Consider the following 24,869-nt stretch of genomic DNA (forward strand, 5'->3'; position numbering starts at 1 on the left):
TCACCCAAATGTCAGATTGCTGCCGCCCAATCGATGGCGGCATGCAATTTTGGAGGTTCTTGGGAGGTTTATCCCAATCCCTCATAAATATGAAGTGATTAGCAGGAATCCGTCGCCTCCATTAGCGCCTATTTTACCGCGCGTTAACGAGAGAGACTTGCGTTAAAGGTTGAAATATAACGCGTTTTTTTGAATTCTCCGCTTGTGACATCTGTAAAACCTGCAACGGTTTGCACAAGAGTGATGGAAGGCGGGGAAGAGATGATGAGCCTGGGTCCAGGCGTATTTTACCGCAGGGCTTGTCCCAGCCTGTCACGCGCCGCGATGCGCGCGCCTTCATCAACCACGCAACGCACGCAAAAATCTTTTCGGTCGCCCGTGTCGCGCCAAGAAAACAGGAGTATTACCCCATGAGGAACATCCGCAATTCGCTTTTGCTCAGCACCATATTGACGGCGGGCACCACCACGCTGCTGATCACGCCGCAGGAAGCGAGGGCGGAGGATTGTATCCTCGACACCAATGGCGATGGCACCGCAAATGGTACCGGCGGGGCCAACAGCGCCAGCGGCAGTGGCCGTCTTGCCTGTGGTCCAAACGCAATCGCCAGCGGCTCAGCGAGCACCGCAGTTGGCCCCAGAGCCGAGGCATCGGGCACCGACTCGGTGGCCATTGGCGGCGATGGCGGCGACGCTGATGATGAAGGCGCGCTTGCTGCGGGAAACCAGTCTACTGCGCTGGGCAACGAGGCCAAGGCTTATGACAATGGCGCAACGGCTATAGGGTTTGACGCGCGGGCAGGCAGCAATGATGGGAACCCGGGCAACGCCATCAACGCCACCGCCATCGGCAATGCGGCCAGAGCGTCAGCCACTTCGTCCACCGCATTAGGGCAAGGCGCTGTTGCCAGCGGTGTGCGCTCCAGCGCCTTTGGCGCAAACGCGTCCGCTACCGCGCCCGATACCACAGCCAGCGGCCAGAACGCCCAGGCTATCGGGCAACGCTCAAGCGCCTTTGGCGTGGGCTCGTTAGCGGGGCGCGATGATGCCACTGCCATCGGTCAAGGCGCGCGGGCTGCGGGCTTTAATGGAACAACAGCAGTCGGCACAGGTGCGAACGCCACGGGCAATGAAAGCACCGCGATTGGCTTCAATTCGGTGGCGAACTTACGTGCCACCGCTCTGGGAAATGGTGCACAGGCAAGCCGTGGGGGGTCCACCGCGATTGGAAGCGCTGCTGTTTCGAGCGGCCTTAACTCTATCGCTATCGGACAAGGTGCCAATGCCAGCGGTGACCAATCATTCGCTGCAGGGCAGGGGACCATAGCCGATTTCAACGACACGACTGCGATTGGGCACAGCGCCGATGTGGGGGCGATCAATGCCACGGCGCTGGGTGCCAATGCGAATGCGGGCGGGCAAAGTGCGATCTCCATAGGTACAAGAAGCGCAGCGACCGGCGAGAACTCGGTCGCAATTGGCGGCGACGGAACCGACGGAGGGAACCAGGGTTCGATCGCATCGGGTGCCAATTCCGTTGCACTTGGAGGCGATTCCCAAGCCAATGGCGAGGACGCCACCGCTATTGGCGCAGGTGCGCAGGCAGCGGCGTTCGGCACCGCATTTGGCCGCCTCGCCATTTCCAGCGCCAGCGAGGCACTCGCAATCGGCCAGAACAGCGATGCAACCGCAGTCACCGCGACCGCTGTGGGCACCGACGCGCAGGCCACAGCCATTGGCGCGGTGTCGCTGGGCCGCCAGGCCAACGCTTCGGGCACCAACGCTCTGGCATTGGGTCGCTCAAGCGTGGCCAATCAGACCGGTTCCATCGCCATTGGTGGCGACGGTAACGATACTGGGAATGAGGGTGCGCAGGCCACCGGGGACGCGGCCATTGCTCTCGGCATGGACGCCACAGCGAGCGGCAACAATGCCACCGCAATCGGCAATAGCGCCGCTGCTGCGGGTGTAGATGGCATCGCAATAGGCAGAGGCTCCGGCATTGGCACCTCCGGCCCCGACAATATCGCCAGTGGCAGAAATTCGGGCCGGGCTGTCGATGGCAGCTTCAATATCGCCAGTGGCTATTCCGCAGGCAGAAATATCACAGGTATCGCCAATACCGCCATCGGCATAAATTCCGGCAGAGATGTTGTTGGCAGTTCCAACATCGCTTTTGGTCCCGACGCAGGCCGCGATGTCGACGGCGGCTATAATACGGCCATCGGGGAAGGCGCAGGCAGATATATTGACGGAAACTACAACCACGCCTCCGGCTATTATGCGGGTCGGAACGTTACTGGAAACACCAATATTGCCAATGGCAATTTCGCTGGCGGTAGTATTTCGGGCAGCAGGAATATCGCTATCGGCAGACTTGCAGGCACCAATGGTTCGGGCGCTGGTCCCACGCTGAATATCGACCGCACGGTTGCCATTGGCGATGCGGCCATAGCCAGAGCCGATGACGCGGTTGCATTGGGTGCAGGCTCTATAGCGGATACCGCGAATACCGTTTCGGTCGGCGCGGCCGGTTCGGAACGCCGCATCGTCAATGTCGCGGATGGCACGACCGACACCGACGCCGCCACTGTGGGCCAGCTCAACGCCGCGATTGCGGGAGCGGGCGGGGGTTCGATCTATCTCGACGTCGATTCAACCACTGCAGCGGCCAGCGCAGGCGGCACCGGCGCGATTGCCATTGGCGGCGACAGCACCGCAGGAGATTCGCGCGCCATTGCCATTGGCGAAGACAGCAACGCCAGCGCCGAAGACACAACGGCCCTTGGCGCGGGCGCACAAGCCAGCTTCGGCGAATCCACCGCTATCGGCAGCGGCGCGCAAGCAGTTCGCTTTGGCAGCGCCTTGGGCTTCAATTCGGAAGCGGGCGCACAGGGTTCCGTCGCCATCGGGGCAAACACGCGCGCCCTGGCAGGTAACGCCATAGGGATAGGCAATGGCGCTGTGGCCGCTGGTACGGCCGGAGTCGCGATCGGCAATAATGCAGGTATTGGCACCACGGGTGCGGGCAATGTCGCCAGCGGCGAAGCTGCGGGTCAGGATGTCGATGGCAATGGCAACATAGCCGGTGGCCGTTTTGCCGGCGGAAGTGTCACTGGTGATGCCAATATTGCCTTTGGCACCACTTCCGGCACCAATGTCTCAGGCAGCTACAATATTGCCACTGGCACATTTGCAGGCCAGAGCGTGACAGGCGACTATAACTTTGCCAGCGGCAGATATGCCGGACTCGCTGTCTTGGGCGATCACAATATTGCCAATGGCTATTCTGCTGGCAGAAATGTTACCGGAAACGATAATATTTCCAGTGGTTATTCTGCAGGTAGAAACATCTCCGGCGATAGCAATATCGCTTTAGGCAGAAATGCAGGCACCAATTCTCCGGGCGGTGCCACGCTGAATATTAACCGCACAGTTGCCCTTGGTGATGAGGCTGTCGCCAGCGCTGATGATGCGGTTGCCATTGGTTCAGGAGCGCGAGCAAGCGGCCAGTCATCAGTGGTCATTGGCGATAGTGCCTTTTCTTCAAGTGATGGTGGCGTGTCGATAGGCAATGCTGCTGGCGCCAACAGCACAGGTGAAGTCAATATCGCAACCGGCGCAGGTGCGGGCAGCTCTGTTTCCGGGGGGTATAATCTCGCCAGCGGCGTCTCTGCCGGCACACGCGTTACCGGCTATAATAATATTGCACTGGGCAGATCAGCCGGCCGTTTAGTCGATGGCGAGAATAATATTGCCAGCGGATATGCGGCAGGGCTTGCGGTTGACGGCAACCGCAATATTGCCAGCGGTGTCGATGCCGGTGGGTCAGTGACGGGAGATGACAATATCGCCACGGGCATCAGAGCAGGCACCAATGTCGCAGGCAATAGCAATATCGCCATCGGTAGCCTTGCAGGTACCAATGGCTCGGGCGGTGCGACGCTGAATATTAACCGCACGGTTGCCCTTGGTGATCAGGCCGTTGCCCGCGCCGATAATGCGGTTGCTCTGGGCGCTGGCTCTATAGCCGATACTGCGAACACGGTTTCGGTCGGGTCCTCCGGCAGCGAGCGCCGCATTGTCAACGTCGCCGATGCGACGGGCGATAATGACGCGGTTAACCTGAGCCAGCTCAACGCCGCGATTGCCGGTGCGGGCGGTGGATCGATCTATCTCGATGTGAACTCCACCGGCGCAGCCGCCAATGCTTCGGGAGCTGATGCCGTCGCGATTGGGTCCAATGCGCGCGCAACAAACACGGATACGATTGCGATCGGCCGAGATGCTGAGGCCAATAGCGACAGAGTGATCGCCCTCGGCGCGGAATCGGTGGCCAGCGGCGCGCGAAGCACCGCGATTGGCAACCAAGCCAATGCCTCTGACGAGGGGAGTCTTGCGGTTGGTTTTCGATCCGATGCCTCTGGATTTGGCAGCGTGGCGCTGGGCGGTACGAACGGAGGCGCGGATGGCGCGCAGGCCAGCGGGGAATCGTCCACCGCCGTCGGCTCCGCCTCGTTGGCGAGCGGGGAATTGTCCTCGGCCTTTGGCAGCGGATCCGAAGCAAGCGGAGAACTCTCCCTAGCAGTTGGTGCCCTTGCCGATGCCTCAGCCAACAACGCGACCGCCTTGGGTGCCAATGCGTTCGCCATGGCAAGCAACGCCACCGCCGTGGGACGAAACGCCAACGCCAGCGGGACCAGTTCGGTCGCGGTCGGCGCGAATTCCGTCGCCAGCGAGGGCGGCGCCGTCGCGCTGGGCCGCAACGCCAACGCTTCGGGTGTTCAAGCTCTCGCTTTGGGGCAGTCAGCCACAGCCAATCAGCAAGGAACGATCGCCTTGGGCGGCGGCTCTGTTGCAAGCGGAATTGAGAGCATTGCGATCGGTCGCCAGTCCGACGCCACAGAGAACGGGAGCGTAGCCATCGGCGGCGATAGCGATTCTAGCGGTGACGGCGCCCAAGCCACGGGCGAGCTTGCCACGGCCATCGGCTCCGATGCGGTGGCGAGCGGCGAATTGTCATCCGCCTTGGGACATCTCGCTACGGCAAGTGGGGTCACTTCCTTGGCGTTGGGTCAAGACTCCAGAGCGACCGACACTAGCGCCGTCGCGGTGGGTCCCACCGCCCGCGCAACCGCTCGCAACAGCGTGGCGCTTGGCGCTGGGTCCCGGGCCGATCAGGCGAACACGGTTTCGGTGGGCTCCGCAACCAATCAACGCCGCATCGTCAACGTCGCGGACGGCACAGGCGATAATGACGCGGCAACCGTGGGCCAGCTTAACGCGGTGTCGAGCGTTGCCGATGCCAACAGCGCTGAACTGGCGTACTTCGATGTGAACTCAATCGGCGCAGCGGCCAGCGCTACAGCAACGAACGCGATCGCAGTAGGACCTGGATCTCAGGCAGTCGGCGTCAATTCTTTGGCGCTTGGAAACGCAGCCGGAGCCAGTGGTGCGGAATCGATAGCCCTCGGCGGCATTGCCGCCGCCGTCGCCGATGGCAGCATAGCCATTGGCGGCGATGGCGATTTTGATGGCGACGGCACACTGGCTTCGGGAGAGCAATCGACCGCGATTGGGTCCGATTCTTTGGCGAGTGGGGAACGCTCGGTTGCCTTGGGCAGCGAGGCGGTTTCGAGCGGGGAGAGCACGGTTGCGGTCGGTGCGAATTCTGCCGCCAGTGGAGCCGGGGCAGCCGCACTGGGCCGCAACGCCAACGCTTCGGGCCTTCAAGCTCTTGCTTTGGGGCAGAACTCCAGAGCGACGAACTTCAGCTCTGTTGCGCTGGGGTCAAATGCCCGCGCAACCGTCAACAGCAGCGTTGCTCTCGGGGCGAGTTCTGTAGCCGATCAAGCCAACACCGTCTCGGTCGGCTCGCCTGGTTTCGAACGCCGCATCGTCAACGTCGCGGACGGCACAGGCGATAATGATGTGGCAACCGTGGGCCAGTTGAACGCCGCCATCAGCGGCGCGGGCTTTGCCGGCAGCGACTATGTCGTCGTCAACTCCACCGGCACAGCGGCCAGCGCGACCGGCACCGATGCAATTGCCATTGGTCAGGAAGCGGTGGCGAGCGGCCCGGTAGCGCTCGCTATCGGACGCGGAGCCGATGCGACCCAGTCCCAATCGGTTGCGCTGGGTGCCTCCGCAGAAGCCTTGGGCGGCGGTTCAACCGCTGTCGGCTTCAGCGCGGAAGCAACCGAGGGTGACGCAACCGCCATCGGCAATGCGGCCGAAGCCTTGGGCGCGGATGCCACGGCAGTCGGCGCAGGCTCGGCGGCCTTTGCTGACAGTGTCGGGGTGGGCGCAGGCGCTCAGGCCCAGAATGAGCGCGCCATTGCTGTGGGGCGCACCGTGGTTGCCGCTGGTGAAGGCGCGATTGCGATTGGCAGCGATGGTAATGACGTCGACTTTCCTTCTGATCCCAATATCGAGATCGGTGCGCAGGCCATAGGTGACTATGCCATCGCGCTGGGGGCGGATGCGGTCGCCCTGGGCGAAAGCTCCATCGCCACGGGTGATGGCGCGTCTGCGGCCGGGCTCGATTCCATTGCCATTGGCACCTTTTCCACCGCGACCAATGTCGACAGCGTTGCGATAGGCTTTAACGCGCTCGCCGATGGCGATTTCGCGGTCGCCTTTGGCTCAGAAAGCCTGGCATCGGGTGAAGATGCGGTGGCCTTGGGCGCGCAGGCCGTTGCCCTTGCTGATGACGCCATAGCGATTGGCGATGACAGTCTGGTCGAGGGCGATAACGGCATTGCCATTGGCGATGATGCCAGGGCGCTGGCCGCCGATGGGGTGGCGATAGGCGAAAGCGCCTTTATTGATACCACTGCGCAAAACAGCCTGGCCTTCGGTAAAGACGCATCGGCAACAGCGGCCAATGCGGTGGCGCTGGGGGCTGGCTCGGTCGCTGATCAGGCGGATACGGTCTCTGTGGGTGCCAGTGGCGCTGAACGTCGTATCGTCAATGTTGCTGACGGCAGCGCAGCAACGGATGCAGCGACTGTCGGCCAGGTCGATACTGTAGCCACAGCAGCAGCAGCGGCACAGGGCGATGCAACACAGGCGCTGGCAAATGCGGCCGCAGCCCAATCGTCGGCTGATGGCGCTCAGGGTGATGCGACGCAGGCTTTGGCGGATGCGGCTTCTGCTCAGACAGCGGCAGATGCTAATGCGGACGAACTCGTCTTCTTCGCGGCCAATGGTGCAGGCGCGGCAAGCGTGACTGGTGCAAACTCGGTCGCTATCGGTGCCGGTTCGGTGGCTGATGAGGATAACACCGTTTCGGTTGGCGCGGCGGGTAGTGAGCGCCGTATTGTCAATGTTGCCGATGGCACCGCAGATGCGGATGCAGCTACGGTCGGGCAGCTCAATACCGCCATCGCCAATGTCTCTGTCGGCGGTAATCCCTTTGTTGCGATCAACAGCACCGGTCTGGCCGCCAATGCGAGCGGCGCAAATGCGGTGGCGATAGGGCAGGCAAGTGCAGCCTCGGGCGCAAATGCAGTGGCCTTGGGCGCGGACTCGGTTGCGGATCGCGATAATAGCGTTTCTGTGGGTGCGGCCGGCAGCGAGCGGCAGATCACCAATCTCGCCGCTGGCACACAGGACAGCGATGCGGTCAATCTGGCGCAGCTGACTGCGGTGGGTGATGCAACTACCACCGCGCAAACTGCGGCCGATGCGGCGCAGAATGACGCGACACAGGCGCTGACAGATGCAGCCGCCGCGCAAGGTGATGCAACACAGGCCCTTGCGGACGCAGCAACAGCGCAAACTGCGGCGGACGATGCCCAGACCGATGCCGATCAGGCTCTGTCCGATGCTTCGGATGCGCAAGCCAGTGCGGATGCAGCTCAGGACAGCGCCGATGCCAATGCCGAAGAGCTGGCCTATTTTGATGTCAACTCCACTGGCGCAGGCGCGGTGGCTTTCGGCACAGATGGCATAGCCATCGGACAAAATGCACAGGTCGGCAATGGTGCCGTTAACGGCATTGCCCTCGGCAATGGCGCGATTGTCGGCGACAACATCACCAATGCGGTGGCGCTGGGCGCGGGATCGGTCGCCGATCGCAACAGCACTGTCTCTGTTGGCGCGGTGGGCAGCGAGCGGCAGATCGTCAATGTTGCAGCCGGAACGCAGGATACGGACGCGGTCAATCTGGCACAGCTGACGACCGTGGGCGATGCCGCCAGCACAGCGCAAACCGCCGCCGATGCGGCGCAAAATGATGCTACACAGGCGCTGGCCGATGCCGCCGGTGCGCAGGGCACTGCCGACACCGCTTTGGCCAATGCCGCCACCGCCCAAAGCTCTGCCGATCAGGCGCTCAGCGAGAATGTCACCCAAAATGGCCTGATCGCTGGCAACGCCGCCAGTGCGGCCGCGGCGCAAAACACGGCAGATCAGGCGCTTGCCGATGCGGCGACGGCGCAAGGCACCGCTGATACGGCCCTGGCCAATGCCGCCACGGCGCAATCATCGGCCGATCAGGCATTGGCCGAAAATGTTGTGCAAGATGGCCTGATCGCCGCCAACGCCACCAGTGCAGCCGCAGCGCAAAGCACTGCGGATCAGGCATTGGCGGACGCCGCGACTGCAAAGGGAACCGCGGATACGGCGTTGGCCAATGCCGCCGCTGCCCAATCATCAGCGGATCAGGCGCTCAGTGAGAATGTTGTGCAGGATGGCCTTATCGCCGCCAACACGGCAAGCGCAGCAGCTGCGCAAAACACCGCCGATCAAGCACTGTCCGATGCTGCAACCGCGCAAGGGACGGCCAATACGGCCATATCCAATGCCGCGGCGGCACAGGCGCGAGCCGATCAGGCGTTTAACGATGCCGCGACGGCGCAGCTAACAGCAGACGAGGCTCGGGTTGAGGCGCGCGACGCCATGATGGCCGCGACGCAGGCTGGTGTGGACAGTGCCGAAGCTCAGGCACAGGCCGATGCGGCGTTTCAACGTGCGGTTGAGGCGCAGGCCGATGCCGATCTGGCCCGCAACAATGCAATGCAGGCGCAGGTGGACGCCGATGCGGCCTTTGCGCTCGCCGAGAGCAACAGCGAGGAGCTGGAATATTTTGCGGTTAATTCAACTGAACCAGGCTCCAGCGCAACCGGCAGCGATGCAGTTGCCATCGGCCCACAAAGCACGGCATCGGGCGACCGCTCGGTGGCCATTGGTGCCATGGCCGAGGCCAGCAACGGCCAGTCGGTCTCCATCGGCTATAGCAATGTCGCCAGCGGCGATGGCGCGGTCGCTATCGGCAATCCCAATAGCGCCATCGGCACCGGAGCGGTGGCGCTGGGCGCAGGCAATAGTGCTACCGGCACCGGTGCCGTTGCCTTGGGCAATCTGAATGTCGCCAATGGAGAAGGGGCAATCGCACTGGGCAATGGCGCAATGGCCACTGCCGATGGCGCCGTCGCGATCGGCAATGGTGCCATCGCCGATCGTCCCAACCATGTTGCGCTGGGCTCAAGCGTCTCAACCTATCGGTTTGCAGGTCTCACTTCTGATGTCAGCAATGCCGCGCAACAGGGCGTTGTCAGTCTGGTCACCACCGACGCACTGGGCAATCTTGGTACCAGCAGCCTCAACCTCGCCTCGCTCAACCAGCTGGATGGCCGGGTGGCGACGCTGGAAGGGCAGATGGTCGCCGCTTTCGATCTCGCCAATACGGTGGACCGCGATGCGCAGCGCGGCATCGCCTCGATCGCAGCACAAGCCAACCCGCATTTCCCAAGCGCAGCGGGGCGGACAAGCTATGCCAGCAACTTTGCGGTGTATCGCGGTGAGGTCGGCTTCTCCCTCGGCCTGATGCATCGCCTCGACAGCGAAGCACCATTCGCGGTCACCGCAGGTGTGAGCTATGCAGGCGGCAACTCGACCGCAGTGCGTGCCGGCATTGCCGGGGAGTTTTGAGGGCACATCAAACTATCTCGTGCGGCAAACAATGACCCGGGGCCAAAGCCCCGGGTCTTGTTCGGCTGTCCAAGATGGCTCTGCTTGCTGACAAGCCGTTACACTATGGACCAGCTTTGGCGTTGTTCCACCGGTTATGCATGATAGACTGGGCAAACAGCAGCCATACAGGACTGCCTCGTTCCCCTTTTCACGATTTCCGGTGATAGCATGTTGCGGCCCCATATTCTTCTATTTGCCCTCGGCCTGTTTCTGGCGGCTTCCCCTGTGTTGGCACAAGAAGCCGAGCTAGAGATTCCCGAGGCGGAAGAGCCGCTTGACCCGGATGATGTGCGCACGGCGCTGGAAGATATTATCGATGGTGAGGATGCTGACCCGGCGGAAGCGATCAGCACCGGCAATCCGGATATCGCCATCGACGCGCTCGACATTGTTCTCGAGCCGCTGACGGCGGGGGAGCTGGAGCCCGAAATTGCCGGATGGCAGGCGCTGCTGCGCGCCGCGATTGAGGATCTGGCCGCTGCCGAGATGGAGCTGTATCGCTTCAACCAGCAGCGGGCGCGTGCGGCGGCGCAAGATGCGGGCATCAGCGAAACGGACGCCGAGGGCGACACAGTCAGCCCGGAAAAGCTGGCGCTGATCGACCGGATATCGGCCTTGCGCGAGGTGCGCACCGCGCGGGCGGATCGGTTGCGCCATGTGCTCGATACCCAGATTGCCCGGGGCGGTGACCCGGAAGATCAGGAAGAGGTCCGCGCCTATATCGCCGATGTTGGCGGCGTGCGTGTCGATACGCAAAATCTGCAGACCACCATGTTAACGGTGCAGGAATGGGCCGGCGCGCGCGATGGTGGCCAGCGGCTGTTGCGCAATATCGGCGCGGTGCTGCTCAGCACATTGGGCTGGTATGTGCTTGGCTGGATCATCGGGCTGATCGTCTCGCGCACCTTTCGCCGCGCCGATCTTTCCTCCGAATTGCTCAGCCGCTTCCTGCGCAAATGGATTGCGCGCATTGCCGGCTTGCTCGGTTTCCTGTTCGGGCTGGCGTCTATCGGCGTCAATATGACCCCGGTTCTCGCCTCTATCGGCGCGGCGGGCTTTATCCTCGCCTTTGCGCTGCAGAACACCATCAGCAATTTTGCCAATGGCATATTGATCCTGTTCCAGCGGCCCTTTGATGCCGGGGACGAGATTGAGGCGGCGGGCGTGACCGGCATTGTCGAGCATGTCTCGCTCTTCTCCACCCATCTCAGCACCGCAGAAAACCGCAAGGTGATTATCCCCAATAATATGATCTGGGACGATGTGGTGGTCAATTCCACTGGCACCGAAACGCGGCGGCTCTCCATCGAAATCGAGGTCAGTGCCGATGATCATGATCTGGACGAGGCAGAGGCCAAGCTGGAGCAGATCATGAATGAGCATCCCGACATTCTGCCCGACCCGGCCCCCGAAGCGACGCTCACCGGCGTCAGCGCCGAGGCGATCACCTTCACCTGCTGGCCCTGGGTGCTGACCAAGGACAAAGACCGAATGCGCCGCGAACTGGTGGCCCAATTCGGCCGCGAGCTTTCAGTGCTGAAGGGCGTGACCAAGAACCGGTAGCGCAGGGCTTCGGGTTACGTTTACGGTTCACGCGATCCCTTAATTGTCGATATGCGCGGCGCAATTGTGGCAGTCTGATAGCCCCCCAAGCCCTCCCCTGGAGGGGAGGGCTTATTGTGTCGCACAAAGGCGCAAAGGCACAAAGATGCTATCCCCTTGGCGCAACCCCTTAGTGCCTTTGCGCCTTCGCGCGAGCATATATTCCCCTACCGCTTGTGGTAATGGTTAGGGTATGCGGCAACGAGCTTAGTGATCTTAGAAAACATGAAAATCAGCACCATATTCGCTATTACAATCGCCAATACGATAGCCCAAAACTCTCCGCGTCGATCATAACCCACAGCTGGTCCAATCACTGAATGGATTAGTTCAACATAAACCGCAAAGAATGAAAAACAAAAATGATTGGCCTTCATACATTCAATTTGCGAATATATTTCAATCGCAATCCAGATATTTAGACCCAATGCAAATGCAGCATTCAATCTCATGATTCTTCATTCTGAGTAGGTAGAAAGCCCTCCGCGCCGCAGTGGGAACATTTTTTGGGAAGCCAGAAAGGCCCATAGAGTGTCGACAATATAAGCCACTTGCCGCTTCTTAGCCACGGCAGACGCCCGCAATTCAGGCATTTTTCCGTGTAGGCGCACATAGGGAGAAACATCAGTACTACGCCAGTAAAAGCCCGAATACCCGATTGGCTCTGGCTGCCGAATATGATCACATAAAAGAAACATACAGCTAAATAAATCCAAATACGAATACGCATCGACATTAAATAAGACATTTATTGTCCTCAGAACTACACTAAATAAGTCGACAGTCTAATAAACCCCTTAATTACCGAGAGGAAGGCGCAGGGGTAATTCGGGGATAGTTTCATGGGCAATGCGCTCAAACGCGACCGAAGCCATCAAAAACTGTCCCCGAATTACCCCGAATTACGCGAATTGCCTCAGCACCCTCTTACACGCTCTAACAATACGCACACCAAACATGTCCTACAAGCGCCATCGCTGCTATTCTTGTTTCGGCTCTTTCTATCCGTTGATCTCCCGCGACTATTTTCGCTGTTTACGGGCAAATGTGTCACCCGGCCTGTCTGGGTGCAAGCTATTGGCTTAAGCCATTGCCTTGCAACAGGAAAATGGCCGCACCACGCCCAATCCCTACGAAAATTACAGGGTGACACCCTGTCACTTGTGTCACCTTTGGTTGGAATATCTCCGCGCCTCCGTGTCTCCGCGTGAGACTATTTCCCGCCCGATTGCGGGCAAGGTTTGTTCAAAAGGCATTGCGCGAGTGGCGGGCCCCCACCCCGCTGCGACTAAGCGCCTTACGGCGCCAAGTCTCGCTGCCCCTCCCCTAAAGGTGGAGGGGGTATAGCGCACAACCCCTTTGCGTCCTTCGCCTCTTCGCGAGAAACACTTGGCATTGCGAGAGCCTGCCACTTTGTTAGTCGGCAGCGACTATAGCAGCATATTGCCTGTGCCCCTCCACCACCTTTGGTGGTCCCCCTCCCCGAGACAAGCTCGGGGAGGATTTTCCTCTCCGCGACTTCGCGTCTCCGCGTGAGATCATTCACGCGTTTCTGCAGCTCATAGGCGTGAACTTTGTGAACTTTGTGCAGCCATCATGCACGCCAGGGCACCGTCCCTAATCCTGCGCCTCGGCAATCCGTCGCCGCCAGCCCTGTATGCGGATGGCACCCAGATTGACCAACGGTTCAGCATCATCCAGCACTATCGCCGGGGCCTTGAGTAGCTGGTCCGCCTCGATGGCATCTGCGGAGAGCTTTTCGACCCGCAGGGTATAGCGGCCATAGGGCACGCGATCGAACAGGAAGAAACCGTCAAATTCGGTCTCGGTGCTGGTGTGTATCCGGCCTTCCACGTCGAGAAGTTCCAGCTTCACCCCGCCAATACCGGTGCCGCTGGGCCGCACCAATGTGCCGTCTATCTCGCCCGCCGCCACCAGCGGCAGCTCGACCCGTGCGGCGACGCCCGGTCTTGGGGTCACCACGATCCCGGCACCGGCGGGCTGCAAATAGGGATCGGGCAGGCTGCCGGCATCGACGCCGACCAGCACCGGCTGAAACGGTTGCAAGCCATCGATCACCGAGCGGCCATTGGCATCAGTCGGGGTCAGCGCCACGGTGCGTCCGGCGGTCAGTTCGACATCGGCTTCCAGCGGCTCATCATGCTGGCGGATGCCATCGGCATTGATATCGCGGAACACCGTCGCCATCACCTGGCCATTGGTCGCCAGCCGCTCATTGCTGAAACGCAGCTGGCCATTGCGCGGATCGGGGCCGAGGCTGAAGGCAAGATTGATCCCGGCGGCAAAAGACCCATCGCTGGCCGCTTCAACACTGGTGTTCAATGAGAATTTGTCAAACTGGCGGATATAGCCAATGCCCAGGCGGGTGCGGTCAAGCTGGGCGTCAAAGCCAAGCTCTGCACGCCAGTTGGACCGCCGGCCCTGTCGCCATTCGCCGACTATGGTAGCTGATTGGAAGCGCGACTCCGGCGACAGACGGAAACGCGACTCCCCGCGCAGGCGGAACTTGCCAAGCCGGATATTGGCGCGCAACGCGGTGTCGAGCAGACCATCGGGGTCAGGGCCAAAGCGGCTGGTATTGCGCACCCATTGCACCTCGCTGGTCAGCGACAGGTTACGCACCGCATAGGAGAAGCGGCCCGACGCCTCGAGCGTATCATTGCCAGTATTGCGCGATCGGTGCACCGCCTCCACCTCAATCGGGATGGTCGCATCGCCAGAACGGAAAAAGTGCGTCAGCGACAGGCGCTGGCGCCGGGTGACATTTTCCTGCAGCTGATCGGACCGGAAGCCATCATTGCCCCAGATGCTTTCCGCACGGACAAAGCTCTGGCCGAACTGACCAAGAAACTGCCCGCGCACGGCATGATTGCCATCTGCATCATAAGCTCCGGAGATTTCGATCAGTGCTTGTCCGACGGCCCTGCGGCCCGACAACTCGAAGATGTTCGATCTCCTGCCAAAGATATTGAGGCTGTGAAACGCCGCGCCCAGCGATGTTCGCTTGTCGAGGCCATGTTCCAGCCCTAATGTGCCGCGCCAACCCTGGGTCGGCACCTCAACCGGATCGCGCAGCGTGATCAGATCGCGTCCGGCCTGGGTTGCACCGGCCCAATAATAGGTGTCGCCTGGCGGAATACTGTCCTGCCCCACCGGCAATGACAGCTTTTCGCGGCGTACCTGACCTTGCGGGCCGTAGAGCACGATCTCGAAATCATTGACCCCGAACAGCAGCGGCACATCGATAAATTCATAGCGGCCATCGGCGCGGTTCTCGGTAAAAGCCAAAAGCTGGCCATTGCGATACAGCTCGGCATCCCAGCCGACGGGCAGCGATCCACGAAAGCTGGTGCGGTCAAAGGTGTCGGGGCGCTGGAGCGGACGATTGGTCACCAGCGCACCACGGCCAATCACGCTTTGCGCCACCAAGGGCGTGGAAATGGTCGCGACATCGCCCACCGCCACCTGTGTCGCCTTGAGCGGGCCCAGCATGTCACCGCGTGGATCGGCGCGATAGGCCCGTACACGCAGGCTGTTCGGCACGCCTTCATTGTCCGATGCCAGCCGTGCATCGACCGAGGCCTTGCCAATCTCGCCCGAGGCAAACAGTTCATAGCGCACATCAAACTGCCCCCTGCCCTGCGCCTGGTCGCGCAATCCGCCGACCGACAAAACCGCATCAACCGAAGGCGTTTCCCAGACCGAATAAGGCTGGTCCGCCTGCGGCAGATCGGCAAGGTCAAAGGCCTTGACCGGGCGGATACGTGCGGCACGCGCCTTGCGTTCAGCGGCGCGCTGAAACGGCAATTTGCGCTCCGAGGTCAGCAGCAACAGCGCATTGGAAAGATCAGGGGTCAGTGTCACGCCCAGCCAGTTGGACAAAGCGCGGCTATCCACGCACCAGCCTTCGGGCGTATCATAAAGATCGCCCGGCGCCAGTGACTGCCTCTTGTTCATGTTTTGTACTATATTCTGGTCACGGTCAACGGTGAGATTTTCCTCCTCCGCGAAAATCCAGCCAGTTGCGCGGCGCGACTTTTTGTCAAGCCGCACCGGAATATCGAGCGCCATAATCACATCGGCAAAATCGACGCAGACGCCCCTATCGGTGACATAGCCGCGCACCCCATCACCCAGTCGGAACTGGCCTGAGCGGATATCGAGAAGCAGAAAATCATCGTCATTGGCCTGCCAGCCATTGCTCGCACTATCGCTACCTATGGTGAACGATGCCTCCGCGGCGCTTTCATTTTGCGCAAAGCCAGGCACGGCAAAAACCGCAGACAGACAGGCTGTCGCTGCGGCTAATGCTCTGAAAACAGGCTTTTTTAGGGAAAGGAGAGAGATCATGATATTGCGATTTGCAGATCAGCAGGGCCAGCCGGGTATATGCCCGCTCCTCTCTGGCCGAGCGCCCAGGTGCCTATTGCAGCACCGTGTCCATCTTGGTGATCAGGCCGCCGCCGGCATTGCTCGCCTCATAATAGGCAATCGACACTGGCCCTTTCATCGCGCTGGCCAGCTCCTCCGGGATCGGGAAGCGCACCGTGCGGCCATCCAGCTCGGGATAGACGGCGATACCGCGTGCCACCAGCAATGGCTCGTCTGCACCCGGCTTGGTCACGCGAATCTCGCCAAAGGTCGAACCCTCGCCCAGCCGCGCCAGATCGAAAGCCAGCGCTGCGCCTTCATTGTCACGCTCGATGCGGCCATTGGCGATGCTCGCCGTAGCCTCGAGGCGGCCTTTGCGCACGATAATCGGGATGGTCACGCCGTAGATCGGGGTCAGGGCAATGGCGAGGCCTTCGGTCGGCGCTTCGCTCTGCTCTGTCACTGAACGCGCATCGGGAATGGCACGGAACAGCATATGTGCACGATATTCGCCATCGGGCAGATCCGCAGGTGGACGGATACCGATGCGGATCGCCTGGGGCTGGTTCGGCGGCAGGGTGACGCGGCGTGGCGCATAGCGGATCATTTTCAGCGCCGCCTGTTCCAGCGCATTGGCCTCTTCCTGGCTAACCTCATCAAGACGGCCATCAGCCGTCATCCGCCGCAATTCCAGGCTGATGCGATAGGTAGCGGTCTCATCGCCGACATTGTTGAGGATCACCTCGGTGCCGCGCTGCCCATCGAGCACCACCCGCGTCGGCGCGACCAGCAAGTCGCCGCCCGCAGCATGCGCCGGACTTGTTGCCAGAGTGCCTAGCGTACAGACCGACAAAGCGGCATATGTAAGAAAAGCGGCGAGACAGCTACGAAACATGCGGATAATCCCTCTGCGATATGTGTCAGGACACACAGGCAGAAAACTCTCCCCGCCAGTGCATCCGCTCACCGCATGTCATCGCTGAATATGGTTGATATTTCGCTAACCATAGCTGTCAGCGTTTTGGAAACCCGCTTTCGCGTTGCATTGCACCGTCATTGCGAGGAGCGAAGCGACGACGCAATCCAGTGCGGTTTATGATGGCCCTGGATTGCCGCGCTCCCTCTGGTCGCTCGCAATGACGCATGGAATTGGGTGTTTGGGAAACTCGGCCTCGTCTACGTTTTAAGCATAAAAAAGGTGCCCAACGCGCGAGCGCCAGACACCTTGAGCTTTTATATGTGAGGCCGAATTAAATGCGCATCGGCTCGTAGTTGGATCAGCTATTACTGATAATCGACGGTCACTTCAAAAGTGCCACTATAGGCACCATCGGCCTGGCTATCGCCAACGGTCAGCGTGCCGCCGACGGCGAAGCTGTCACCACCGGCGAGAACCAAAGTGGCGTCCGAACCAGACAGAGCAGCAGTCATGCTGTCGCCGTCATTATTGGTCAGCGTCACATTGTTGTCGACGGTGATATCAACGGTTTCGCCGGTGGTACCGGTAACGTCAAAACCTGCGGCCGAGACGGTGCCCGAGCATACCAGGTTCGCATCACAAGCGGAAAGCGCGCCTGCTGCGCTGATAACCACATCACCACCGGTATCCCCGACAACGATGGTGCCGAAGTTCAGCGCCGAGCCGTCCGATTCAACCGTAACCTGTTGCAGAATTTCTGCGGTCGCAACGGCTTCTGCCGTATCTGCATGTGCAGCGGTTGAGGTCATGGCCGCCATAGCCGCAGCCGAAACTGCCATTGCTTTAAAAATCGTCTTGTTCATCTCTGGTCCCTTCCAAATCGCACCGTGCGATAATAGTGAAAGCCGATGCCCGTTTCACGGCGCATCGTGATGAATGGCAAATCCCACTCCATTCGCGGACGCTTATGACGATCAGCGGTTCAGGCTTTGCTGAAGATTATGGTTAATGGCGCATTAGGAAATGGCGTTACCCAGCATTTACCATGACGGTTCACCAGAGCTTTTCTACCAAAGCCAGGCAAGAAAAGCGATATTATTGCTTTAATATCAGTATATTAAAGGAAATCGCCCGACAATCTCTGACATAGCAAATCAAGCTGGTCGAGACTGGAATAGCGCACCGAAATATCGCCAGATGTGCCATTGGCCCCTGGCTTTATACTGACATTCATGCCGAGAAGATCAGACAAATGCCGCTCAACCGCCGCGATATCCGATTCGGCCTGTCCGGCCAGGGGAGCGCTTTTTGTCTCCAGCTTTTGCTTTGAAGGCTTGGGTGCGTCGCCCGCACGCGCCAGCTTCTCCACCTCGCGCACCGACAGACCCTGCTTGACCACCCGCTGCGCCAGATCCTGTGGTGCTGGGGAGTTGATCAGCGCCCGGGCATGACCCATGGAGAGATCGCCTTTATCAACCATCTCCAGCACCGCATCAGGCAGCGCCAACAGCCGCATCATATTAACGACATGGCTGCGCGACTTGTCGACCAGCTGCGCCAGATCGGCGGGACTGAGCTGCTGCTGTTCGGTCATCTGCTTATAGGCGCGTGCTTCTTCAACCGGTGTCAGGTCTTCGCGCTGAATATTCTCGATCAAGGCAATGGCGAGCGTCTGCTCATCGTCGAGATCGCGGACAATGGCGGGGATTTCGTGCAATCGTGCCCGCTGTGCCGCGCGCCAACGCCGTTCCCCGGCCACCAGCTGATAATGGCCGCTCTTATTGGCAGGCCGCACGATAATCGGCTGGATCACCCCGCGCTGGGCTATGCTCGCGGCCAGCTCATCAAGCGCGGCGTCAGCAAAATAGCGGCGGGGCTGATCGGGATGCGGCGCAATATTGGCAACCGAGATCGAAGCCACGCCATTGGCAGCAGGCGGCGCGGCAATCGTCGTGCCTTCTGCTTCAGAAACAGAGCCAGCCTCAGCCGAACGGGCCGCAATGGGCCGTTCGGGGCGGGCCTCGCCCAACAGGGCGCTCAGACCCCTACCCAATCCGCTAGGCCGCTTGGATGCCGCTACTGTCTTTTTGACACTGGCCTTTTTGTCACCCTTCTTCTCGCTGTTCTTTTTCTTGGTCATCTTGGTCTCGGTGCTTTCGCTCATGCGGCAACCTTTCGTTCGGGCAAGCGGGCAATCAATTCTTTGGCAAGGTCAATATAGGCGGCAGACCCAGCGCAGCGGTGATCATAGATAAGTGCCGGCATGCCGTGGCTTGGTGCTTCAGAAAGGCGCACATTACGCGGGATCACCGTTTCAAACACCAGATCGCCCAGACATTCGCGCACATCCTCGCTGACATGGTCAGTCAGCCGATTGCGGCGGTCATGCATGGTGAGGACCACGCCCAAAATGGCAAGGTCAGGGTTGAATACCTGCTGCACCCGTTCGACCGTCTGGAGCAACTGACTCAGCCCTTCCAGTGCGAAGAACTCGCATTGCAGCGGCACCAGCAGCGAATTGGCTGCAACCAGCGCGTTGAGGGTCAACAAGCCAAGAGATGGCGGGCAATCGATCAGGCATACATCATAGCCCTTACCCCGGCTTGCTTCGGCTATCGCGTTTTTCAGCCGCTCGGTTCTGTCTTCGAGTTCAACCATTTCGACCTCCGCACCGGACAGATCAACGGTCGCAGGCACGACTTCAAGGTTGGGAATGTTTGTCGGTCGGGCGCTGTCAGCAATCGTGGCATTGCCAGTGAGCACGTTATAGCTAGAACGCTCGCGCTCACCCAGCGGGACACCCAGACCGGTCGAGGCATTGCCCTGTGGATCAAGGTCAATCAGCAAAGTGCGCCAGCCTGTCGCCGCCAAGGCGGTGGAAACATTGATCGCCGAGGTGGTTTTGCCCACCCCACCCTTCTGATTCGCGACGGCTATGGTGATCATTTTGGCGTCATTCCTTTGCGCATTTGACCGCCAAAGCGATCTGCTCCACTGAAAACGCCATATAATCAGGCGCTTATCTTGCCCTGGCCGCACAAAATCCCGGCGTCGGGATCGGTGAGCGAGTGTTTCACGTGAAACAGTTTCTGCCATTTGCGCGGCAGGGCGTCCAGTTCATGTACCGCATTTTTGCCTTTGGGCAGAATCCAGAAAGTGTTTTCTGTGGAAAAGCGCCCCGCCAAAGTCAGCAATTTCGGCAAAGGCGCAAAGGCGCGGGCAGTGATGACACCCGTTTCGCAGCTCTCCATGGCCTCCAATCGACCGCCAAAAATCGTTACGCTATTGGCGAGATCGAGCGCATCGACCACCTGCTGAAGAAACTCTACACGCTTGCGGCGCGACTCTACCAGGATGGCCGGCATATCCGTGCAAATTGCCACAACGAGGCCGGGCAATCCGGGGCCGGAACCCAGATCAAGCCATGGTCCCCGATGATCGTCGGGAATATGCTGTAGTAGCTGCGCACTATCGACAATATGCCGCGCCCAGACCGTCTCCAGCGTCGAGCGCGCAATCAGATTTTGCTGTTCTGACTCAGCCTTGAGCATCGCGACATAGCGCTCAAGCCGCTCCATCGTTTCACGTGAAACACCAAGATCATGCGCCAGCCATTCGCGCGCAGCCTGGTCCGTGGTGATAATGGAATGCGTCACAAGATCGCGAGATCAGTCTAGGCAGCGCGTCGCTTGGCATGGACCAAAATCGCCGACAGCGCCGCAGGGGTAATGCCGCGAATACGTGATGCCGCGGCGAGAGTTTCCGGGCGCGCTGCTGTCAAGCGGTCAATCATCTCGTTGGAAAGGCCGGGAAGAGCGCTATAATCCAGATCATCGGGCAGGCTGATCCGCTCACTATTGCGGATATCGCGAAGCTCTGCATCCTGCCGCTTGAGATAAGGCGCATAGCGCGCATCTTCGGTAATCTCGTCAGCCAGCTCCGCCTCACACGCTAGATCAGGGCGGATCGTCGCGATATCGTCGAGATGGATGTTGGGAAAGCGCAGCCAGTCAAACAGGCTCTGCTTACCCGCATCGCGCTTGACGGCAATATCCGCCGCTATCAGCGCTTCTGCACCGACCTGCTCGTCCAGAGCCTCGACGATACGCGTCTTGCTAGCCGCCCGCTCCTCAAACCAGCGGGAGCGCTCGGCACCAACGCAGCCGGTTGCAATCGCCATTCCCGTCAGCCGGTCCGAAGCATTGTTGGCGCGTAAGCGCAGCCGATACTCGGCCCGCGAGGTGAGCATGCGATAGGGCTCCGTCACCCCATGCAGCACCAGGTCATCAATCATTACCGCGATATAGCTATTGGCACGGTCAAGGGTCGGCATCGCCTTGTCCTGCACTGCACAGGCCGCCGCCATCCCCGCAACCAGTCCCTGCGCCGCCGCTTCTTCATAGCCGGTGGTGCCATTAATCTGCCCAGCGCAATACAGGCCGGGAATCGCCGACAGCTGCAAATCGCGGCCCAAAGCGCGCGGATCAATATGGTCATATTCGACCGCATAGCCCGGAATAACGATTTCCGCGCGCTCAAGCCCGGCCATGGCATTGACCATCGCCTGCTGAATATCGGTCGGCAGCGATGTGCTGATGCCATTGGGATAGATCAGCGGATCATCCAGCCCCTCAGGCTCCAAGAAAACCTGATGCCCGTCACGGTCGCCAAAGCGGTGAATCTTGTCCTCAATCGACGGACAATAGCGCGGCCCTTCACCCTGAATATCGCCACCAAATAGCGGCGAGCGATCAAGGCCGGAGCGGATAAGATCATGCGCCTTCTCATTGGTCCGCGTAATCGCGCAGAACAGTGCCGGATTGGTGCGTTCTTTTGTCAGCGGCGACATGGTCCAGTCGTCGTCATCGCTGGGCTGCACTTCCAAGCGGCTCCAGTCGATGGTGCGGCCATCGATCCGCGGCGGCGTTCCGGTCTTGAGCCGCGCCATCGGCAGATCATGGCCGTAAAGCTGATCGGCCAGCTTTGTTGCCGCCCGTTCTTCGATCCGGCCACCCTCATAACGCTCATCGCCGCGGAACAATCGCCCACCGAGAAAGGTTCCCGTCGCCAATATCACCCGTTCGCCATGGACAATGCTGCTATCACCCAGCACCACGCCTGAAAGCTTGCCATTGGGCATATGTAACGACGCCGCTTCGCCCTCGACCACGGTCAGCGTGTCCAAGTCAGCCATCATCTGCTGGATAGCGGCGCGGTAGAGCTTGCGATCCGCCTGCACCCGCGGCCCCTGCACCGCACTGCCCTTGCTACGGTTGAGCATGCGGTAATGGATCGCCGCCGCATCCGAGGCGCGGCCGATCAGCCCGTCAAACGCATCGACTTCACGCACCAAATGGCCCTTACCCAGGCCGCCCATGGCCGGGTTGCACGACATCGCTCCCAGCCCATCACGGCTGAAGCTGATCAGCGCCACGCGGCAGCCCATGCGCGCCGCGACCGCCGCGGCTTCGCACCCGGCATGGCCACCGCCGACCACAATAATGTCAAATGTCTGGCTCATGGCTGCGCCCTATAACTGCGGGTCAAAGACTCTGATAAGTCTGCAATCCACCGAAAGTGTTTCACGTGAAACATTGCCTACTTTTTCTCTTTGCGCAGTCGTTTGGCCTGCTTCCTTAAATCGTCAATGTTACTAACGACCTGATCGGCTAAAGCAGCCTTTTGTTCTTCTCTCCATAATACATATTCGCGTTTAGCATGCCGGTCTGCGTCAGCTTTACGGACTGTCCCACCACTCTGCAAGATGCTACGTCCTAAATCCTTGAGTTGTTTGTCCAACAAAATAGCTGCCTGAGACATGGTCGTCAGTCTTCCCAGATCAAGCTGATCTTCGAATATGTCTAACAAGATCGATGTCAGCCGATTCAATTCGTTAATCTCGGTTTTGCCAAGATAGTTTTTTGATACAGTCACATCTGATTTGCGAATATTGGCTTTTGGCCAGTTGGTAAGGCCAAGGTTTTCGGAGCGCGCGTTTGCTCTGTTTTTGATGATTTCTGACGGTGTTGATGAACTCACCGCATAGACCAGCTTGGCCTGTGTTCTCCGATAAAACTCGGTCCATTTGGACGAACCCGGCTCATAATCCTGGCACATTGCACATATGTTTTTGAGTTCGCGGTAAAGATTTGCCTCATCTGAGCGAATATCACGGACTATTTCCCGGAGTTCTTTTATACGGTCATAGTTTTCAGGATTTTTGAGCCGAGGGGTGTCAATAACAAAACCTTTTGATGCAAATTGCACCAGTTTGTCGGTTGCCCATTTGCGGAAGATAGTCGCCTGCTTCGATGATACTCGATATCCCACTGATATGACCATATCGAGACTGTAAATTGCGGTAGGCTTGGTTGATGAAGCACTTTGCATTTTCTGCAAATTGCTACTGTCCAGCTCCCCTTCATCGAGAATATTGTTGATGTGTCGCGATATGACCGAAACATCCCGCCCATAAAGCTCGGCTATCTGAGCTTGCGTCATCCAAAGAGCATCTGAAGTATAACGCAGCTCTACCTTAGCACCCTCGTCATCGCCATAAATGAGAACAGGGATACCATTCTCCTCTTCGGTCAGATGGACGGGCTCATTACTACTAACCATATTGACCCCCATAGAACAATAAGTGAACAATATAGGCTTGCTTCCGCGCTGGCAAGCTCTTCCGGATTACTTCCCGATGCAGAATTTTCCGAACAGCGTATCGAGCATATCCTCAACATGGCTGCGACCGGTAATCTGGTCGAGCGCGAGACGTGCCAGACGCAATTCTTCGCCCACCACCAGCATATCCTCACCCAGTTGCGCTCGACCCAGTGCCTCGGCAAAAGCACGCAAAAGGCCGCGCTGCCGCGCATTCCAGGCGGGTTGGTCCAGTGGCGGCAATAGAGTTTGCGCCAATTTGGTAAGCTGGGAGATCAGCGCTTCAACCCCCTCCCCTGTTTTGGCTGACACAACACAATCGGCCCCGGCTTTATCAGCCCCAAGATCGGCCTTGGCGGCAATATCGATCAAAGCCGGATGATCGGGCTTGTCCCACGCTGCGCCCAGCCATAGCACGATATCTGCCCGCACCAGTGCCTGTTGCGCCCGGTTTATGCCGATGGCCTCGACCGCGTCAGCGCTATCCTCGCGCAATCCGGCGGTATCGGTGAAGATATAGGCGATACCGTTCAGCGTTACCGGCGCCTCGATAATATCGCGTGTGGTTCCGGCAATATCGGTGACAATCGCCGCTTCGCGCTGCACCAGCCGATTGAGCAAAGTCGACTTGCCCGCATTGGGCGGCCCGGCAATCACCACGCGCAGGCCGTCATGCAATCGCTCCGCCGGTGGCGTTGCCAGCGCTGTCTCCACCTCACTCGCAAGATCGGAGAGAAAACGGCGCAGCTTCTCTGCCGAGGCGGCATCGACATCATCCTCATCGGAAAAATCGAGCTCGGATTCGACCAGTGCCGAGCCTTGCAATAATCGCTGCCGCCAATCCTCAATCTGGCGCGATAGCAGGCCACCAGCCTGATCAAGTGCCTGTTTGCGCTGGCGCTCGGTTTCTGCCGCGAGGAGATCGGACAGCGCCTCGGCCTCGGCCAGATCCATCACGCCATTGGCAAAGGCGCGGCGGGTAAATTCGCCTGCCTCGGCGGGACGGCAGCCGTCAATCGCGCCCAATGCGGCACTGACCGCGACAATCACCGCCCTGCCCCCATGGCAATGCAGCTCGGCACAGTCCTCGCCTGTCGCGGTGCGCGGTCCGGGGAACCACAGCACCAGCGCACTATCGAGGATATGGCTATCCACCGGATGTTTAAGCGAACGCAATACCGCGCGGCGCGGTTCGGGTAGTTCTCCCGCCAGTGCTGTTAGCGCAGCACCACTATGCGGACCGCTGATACGGATAACCGATATGGCCGAAGGCGGCGCGCCGCTCGACACGGCAAAGATCGTGTCCGGCGACATGAGGG

Annotated in this window: 11 protein-coding genes; 2 read left to right on the plus strand and 9 right to left on the minus strand. The window is 59.8% G+C overall.

The annotated features are described in order from the left end of the window. Window positions 1-410: 410 nt before the first annotated feature. Entirely contained in the window at window positions 411-9,935 is a 9,525-nt protein-coding gene (locus RB602_RS01620; RefSeq protein WP_317082347.1) for a hypothetical protein, read from the plus strand. Window positions 9,936-10,145: 210 nt separating this feature from the next. Continuing rightward, entirely contained in the window at window positions 10,146-11,540 is a 1,395-nt protein-coding gene (locus RB602_RS01625) for a mechanosensitive ion channel family protein (protein ID WP_317082349.1), read from the plus strand. A 1,656-nt stretch (window positions 11,541-13,196) separates the two neighbouring features. On the opposite strand, the gene RB602_RS01630 is transcribed toward RB602_RS01625, so the two are convergent. The 9 genes from RB602_RS01630 to mnmE all read right to left on the minus strand — a co-directional run bounded on the left by RB602_RS01630 (window position 13,197) and on the right by mnmE (window position 24,864). Further along, window positions 13,197-15,869: a carboxypeptidase-like regulatory domain-containing protein gene (locus tag RB602_RS01630; protein WP_317082351.1), complete on the minus strand. Its 2,673-nt coding sequence runs from the start codon at window positions 15,867-15,869 to the stop codon at window positions 13,197-13,199. A gap of 154 nt (window positions 15,870-16,023) precedes the next feature. Then, the gene (locus tag RB602_RS01635) at window positions 16,024-16,866 is read right to left on the minus strand and encodes a fimbrial biogenesis chaperone (RefSeq protein WP_317082352.1); all 843 of its coding nucleotides are present in this window, start codon (window positions 16,864-16,866) and stop codon (window positions 16,024-16,026) included. Window positions 16,867-17,255: 389 nt separating this feature from the next. Beyond that, a complete protein-coding gene (locus RB602_RS01640; RefSeq protein WP_317082354.1) occupies window positions 17,256-17,753 on the minus strand; it encodes a DUF4402 domain-containing protein in 498 nt (165 codons plus the stop codon). Between the two features lie 254 nt (window positions 17,754-18,007). Then, the gene (locus RB602_RS01645) at window positions 18,008-19,054 is read right to left on the minus strand and encodes a ParB/RepB/Spo0J family partition protein (protein WP_317082356.1); all 1,047 of its coding nucleotides are present in this window, start codon (window positions 19,052-19,054) and stop codon (window positions 18,008-18,010) included. Further along, a complete protein-coding gene (locus tag RB602_RS01650) occupies window positions 19,051-19,836 on the minus strand; it encodes a ParA family protein (RefSeq protein WP_317082358.1) in 786 nt (261 codons plus the stop codon). Before RB602_RS01650 ends, RB602_RS01645 begins: the two co-directional genes overlap by 4 nt. Window positions 19,837-19,901: 65 nt before the next feature. Next, window positions 19,902-20,468, minus strand: coding sequence for a 16S rRNA (guanine(527)-N(7))-methyltransferase RsmG (rsmG, locus tag RB602_RS01655; protein WP_317084617.1), 567 nt, complete (start codon window positions 20,466-20,468; stop codon window positions 19,902-19,904). Window positions 20,469-20,563: 95 nt separating this feature from the next. Then, the gene (gene mnmG, locus RB602_RS01660) at window positions 20,564-22,411 is read right to left on the minus strand and encodes a tRNA uridine-5-carboxymethylaminomethyl(34) synthesis enzyme MnmG (RefSeq protein WP_317082360.1); all 1,848 of its coding nucleotides are present in this window, start codon (window positions 22,409-22,411) and stop codon (window positions 20,564-20,566) included. 77 nt (window positions 22,412-22,488) lie between these two features. Further along, a complete protein-coding gene (gene rhuM, locus RB602_RS01665) occupies window positions 22,489-23,511 on the minus strand; it encodes a RhuM family protein (RefSeq protein ID WP_317082362.1) in 1,023 nt (340 codons plus the stop codon). 66 nt (window positions 23,512-23,577) lie between these two features. Further along, a complete protein-coding gene (mnmE, locus tag RB602_RS01670; protein WP_317082364.1) occupies window positions 23,578-24,864 on the minus strand; it encodes a tRNA uridine-5-carboxymethylaminomethyl(34) synthesis GTPase MnmE in 1,287 nt (428 codons plus the stop codon). Between the last annotated feature and the right edge of the window lie 5 nt (window positions 24,865-24,869).

The organism is Parasphingorhabdus sp. SCSIO 66989 (genome assembly GCF_032852305.1).
Classification (GTDB): Bacteria; Pseudomonadota; Alphaproteobacteria; order Sphingomonadales; family Sphingomonadaceae; genus Alterisphingorhabdus; species Alterisphingorhabdus coralli.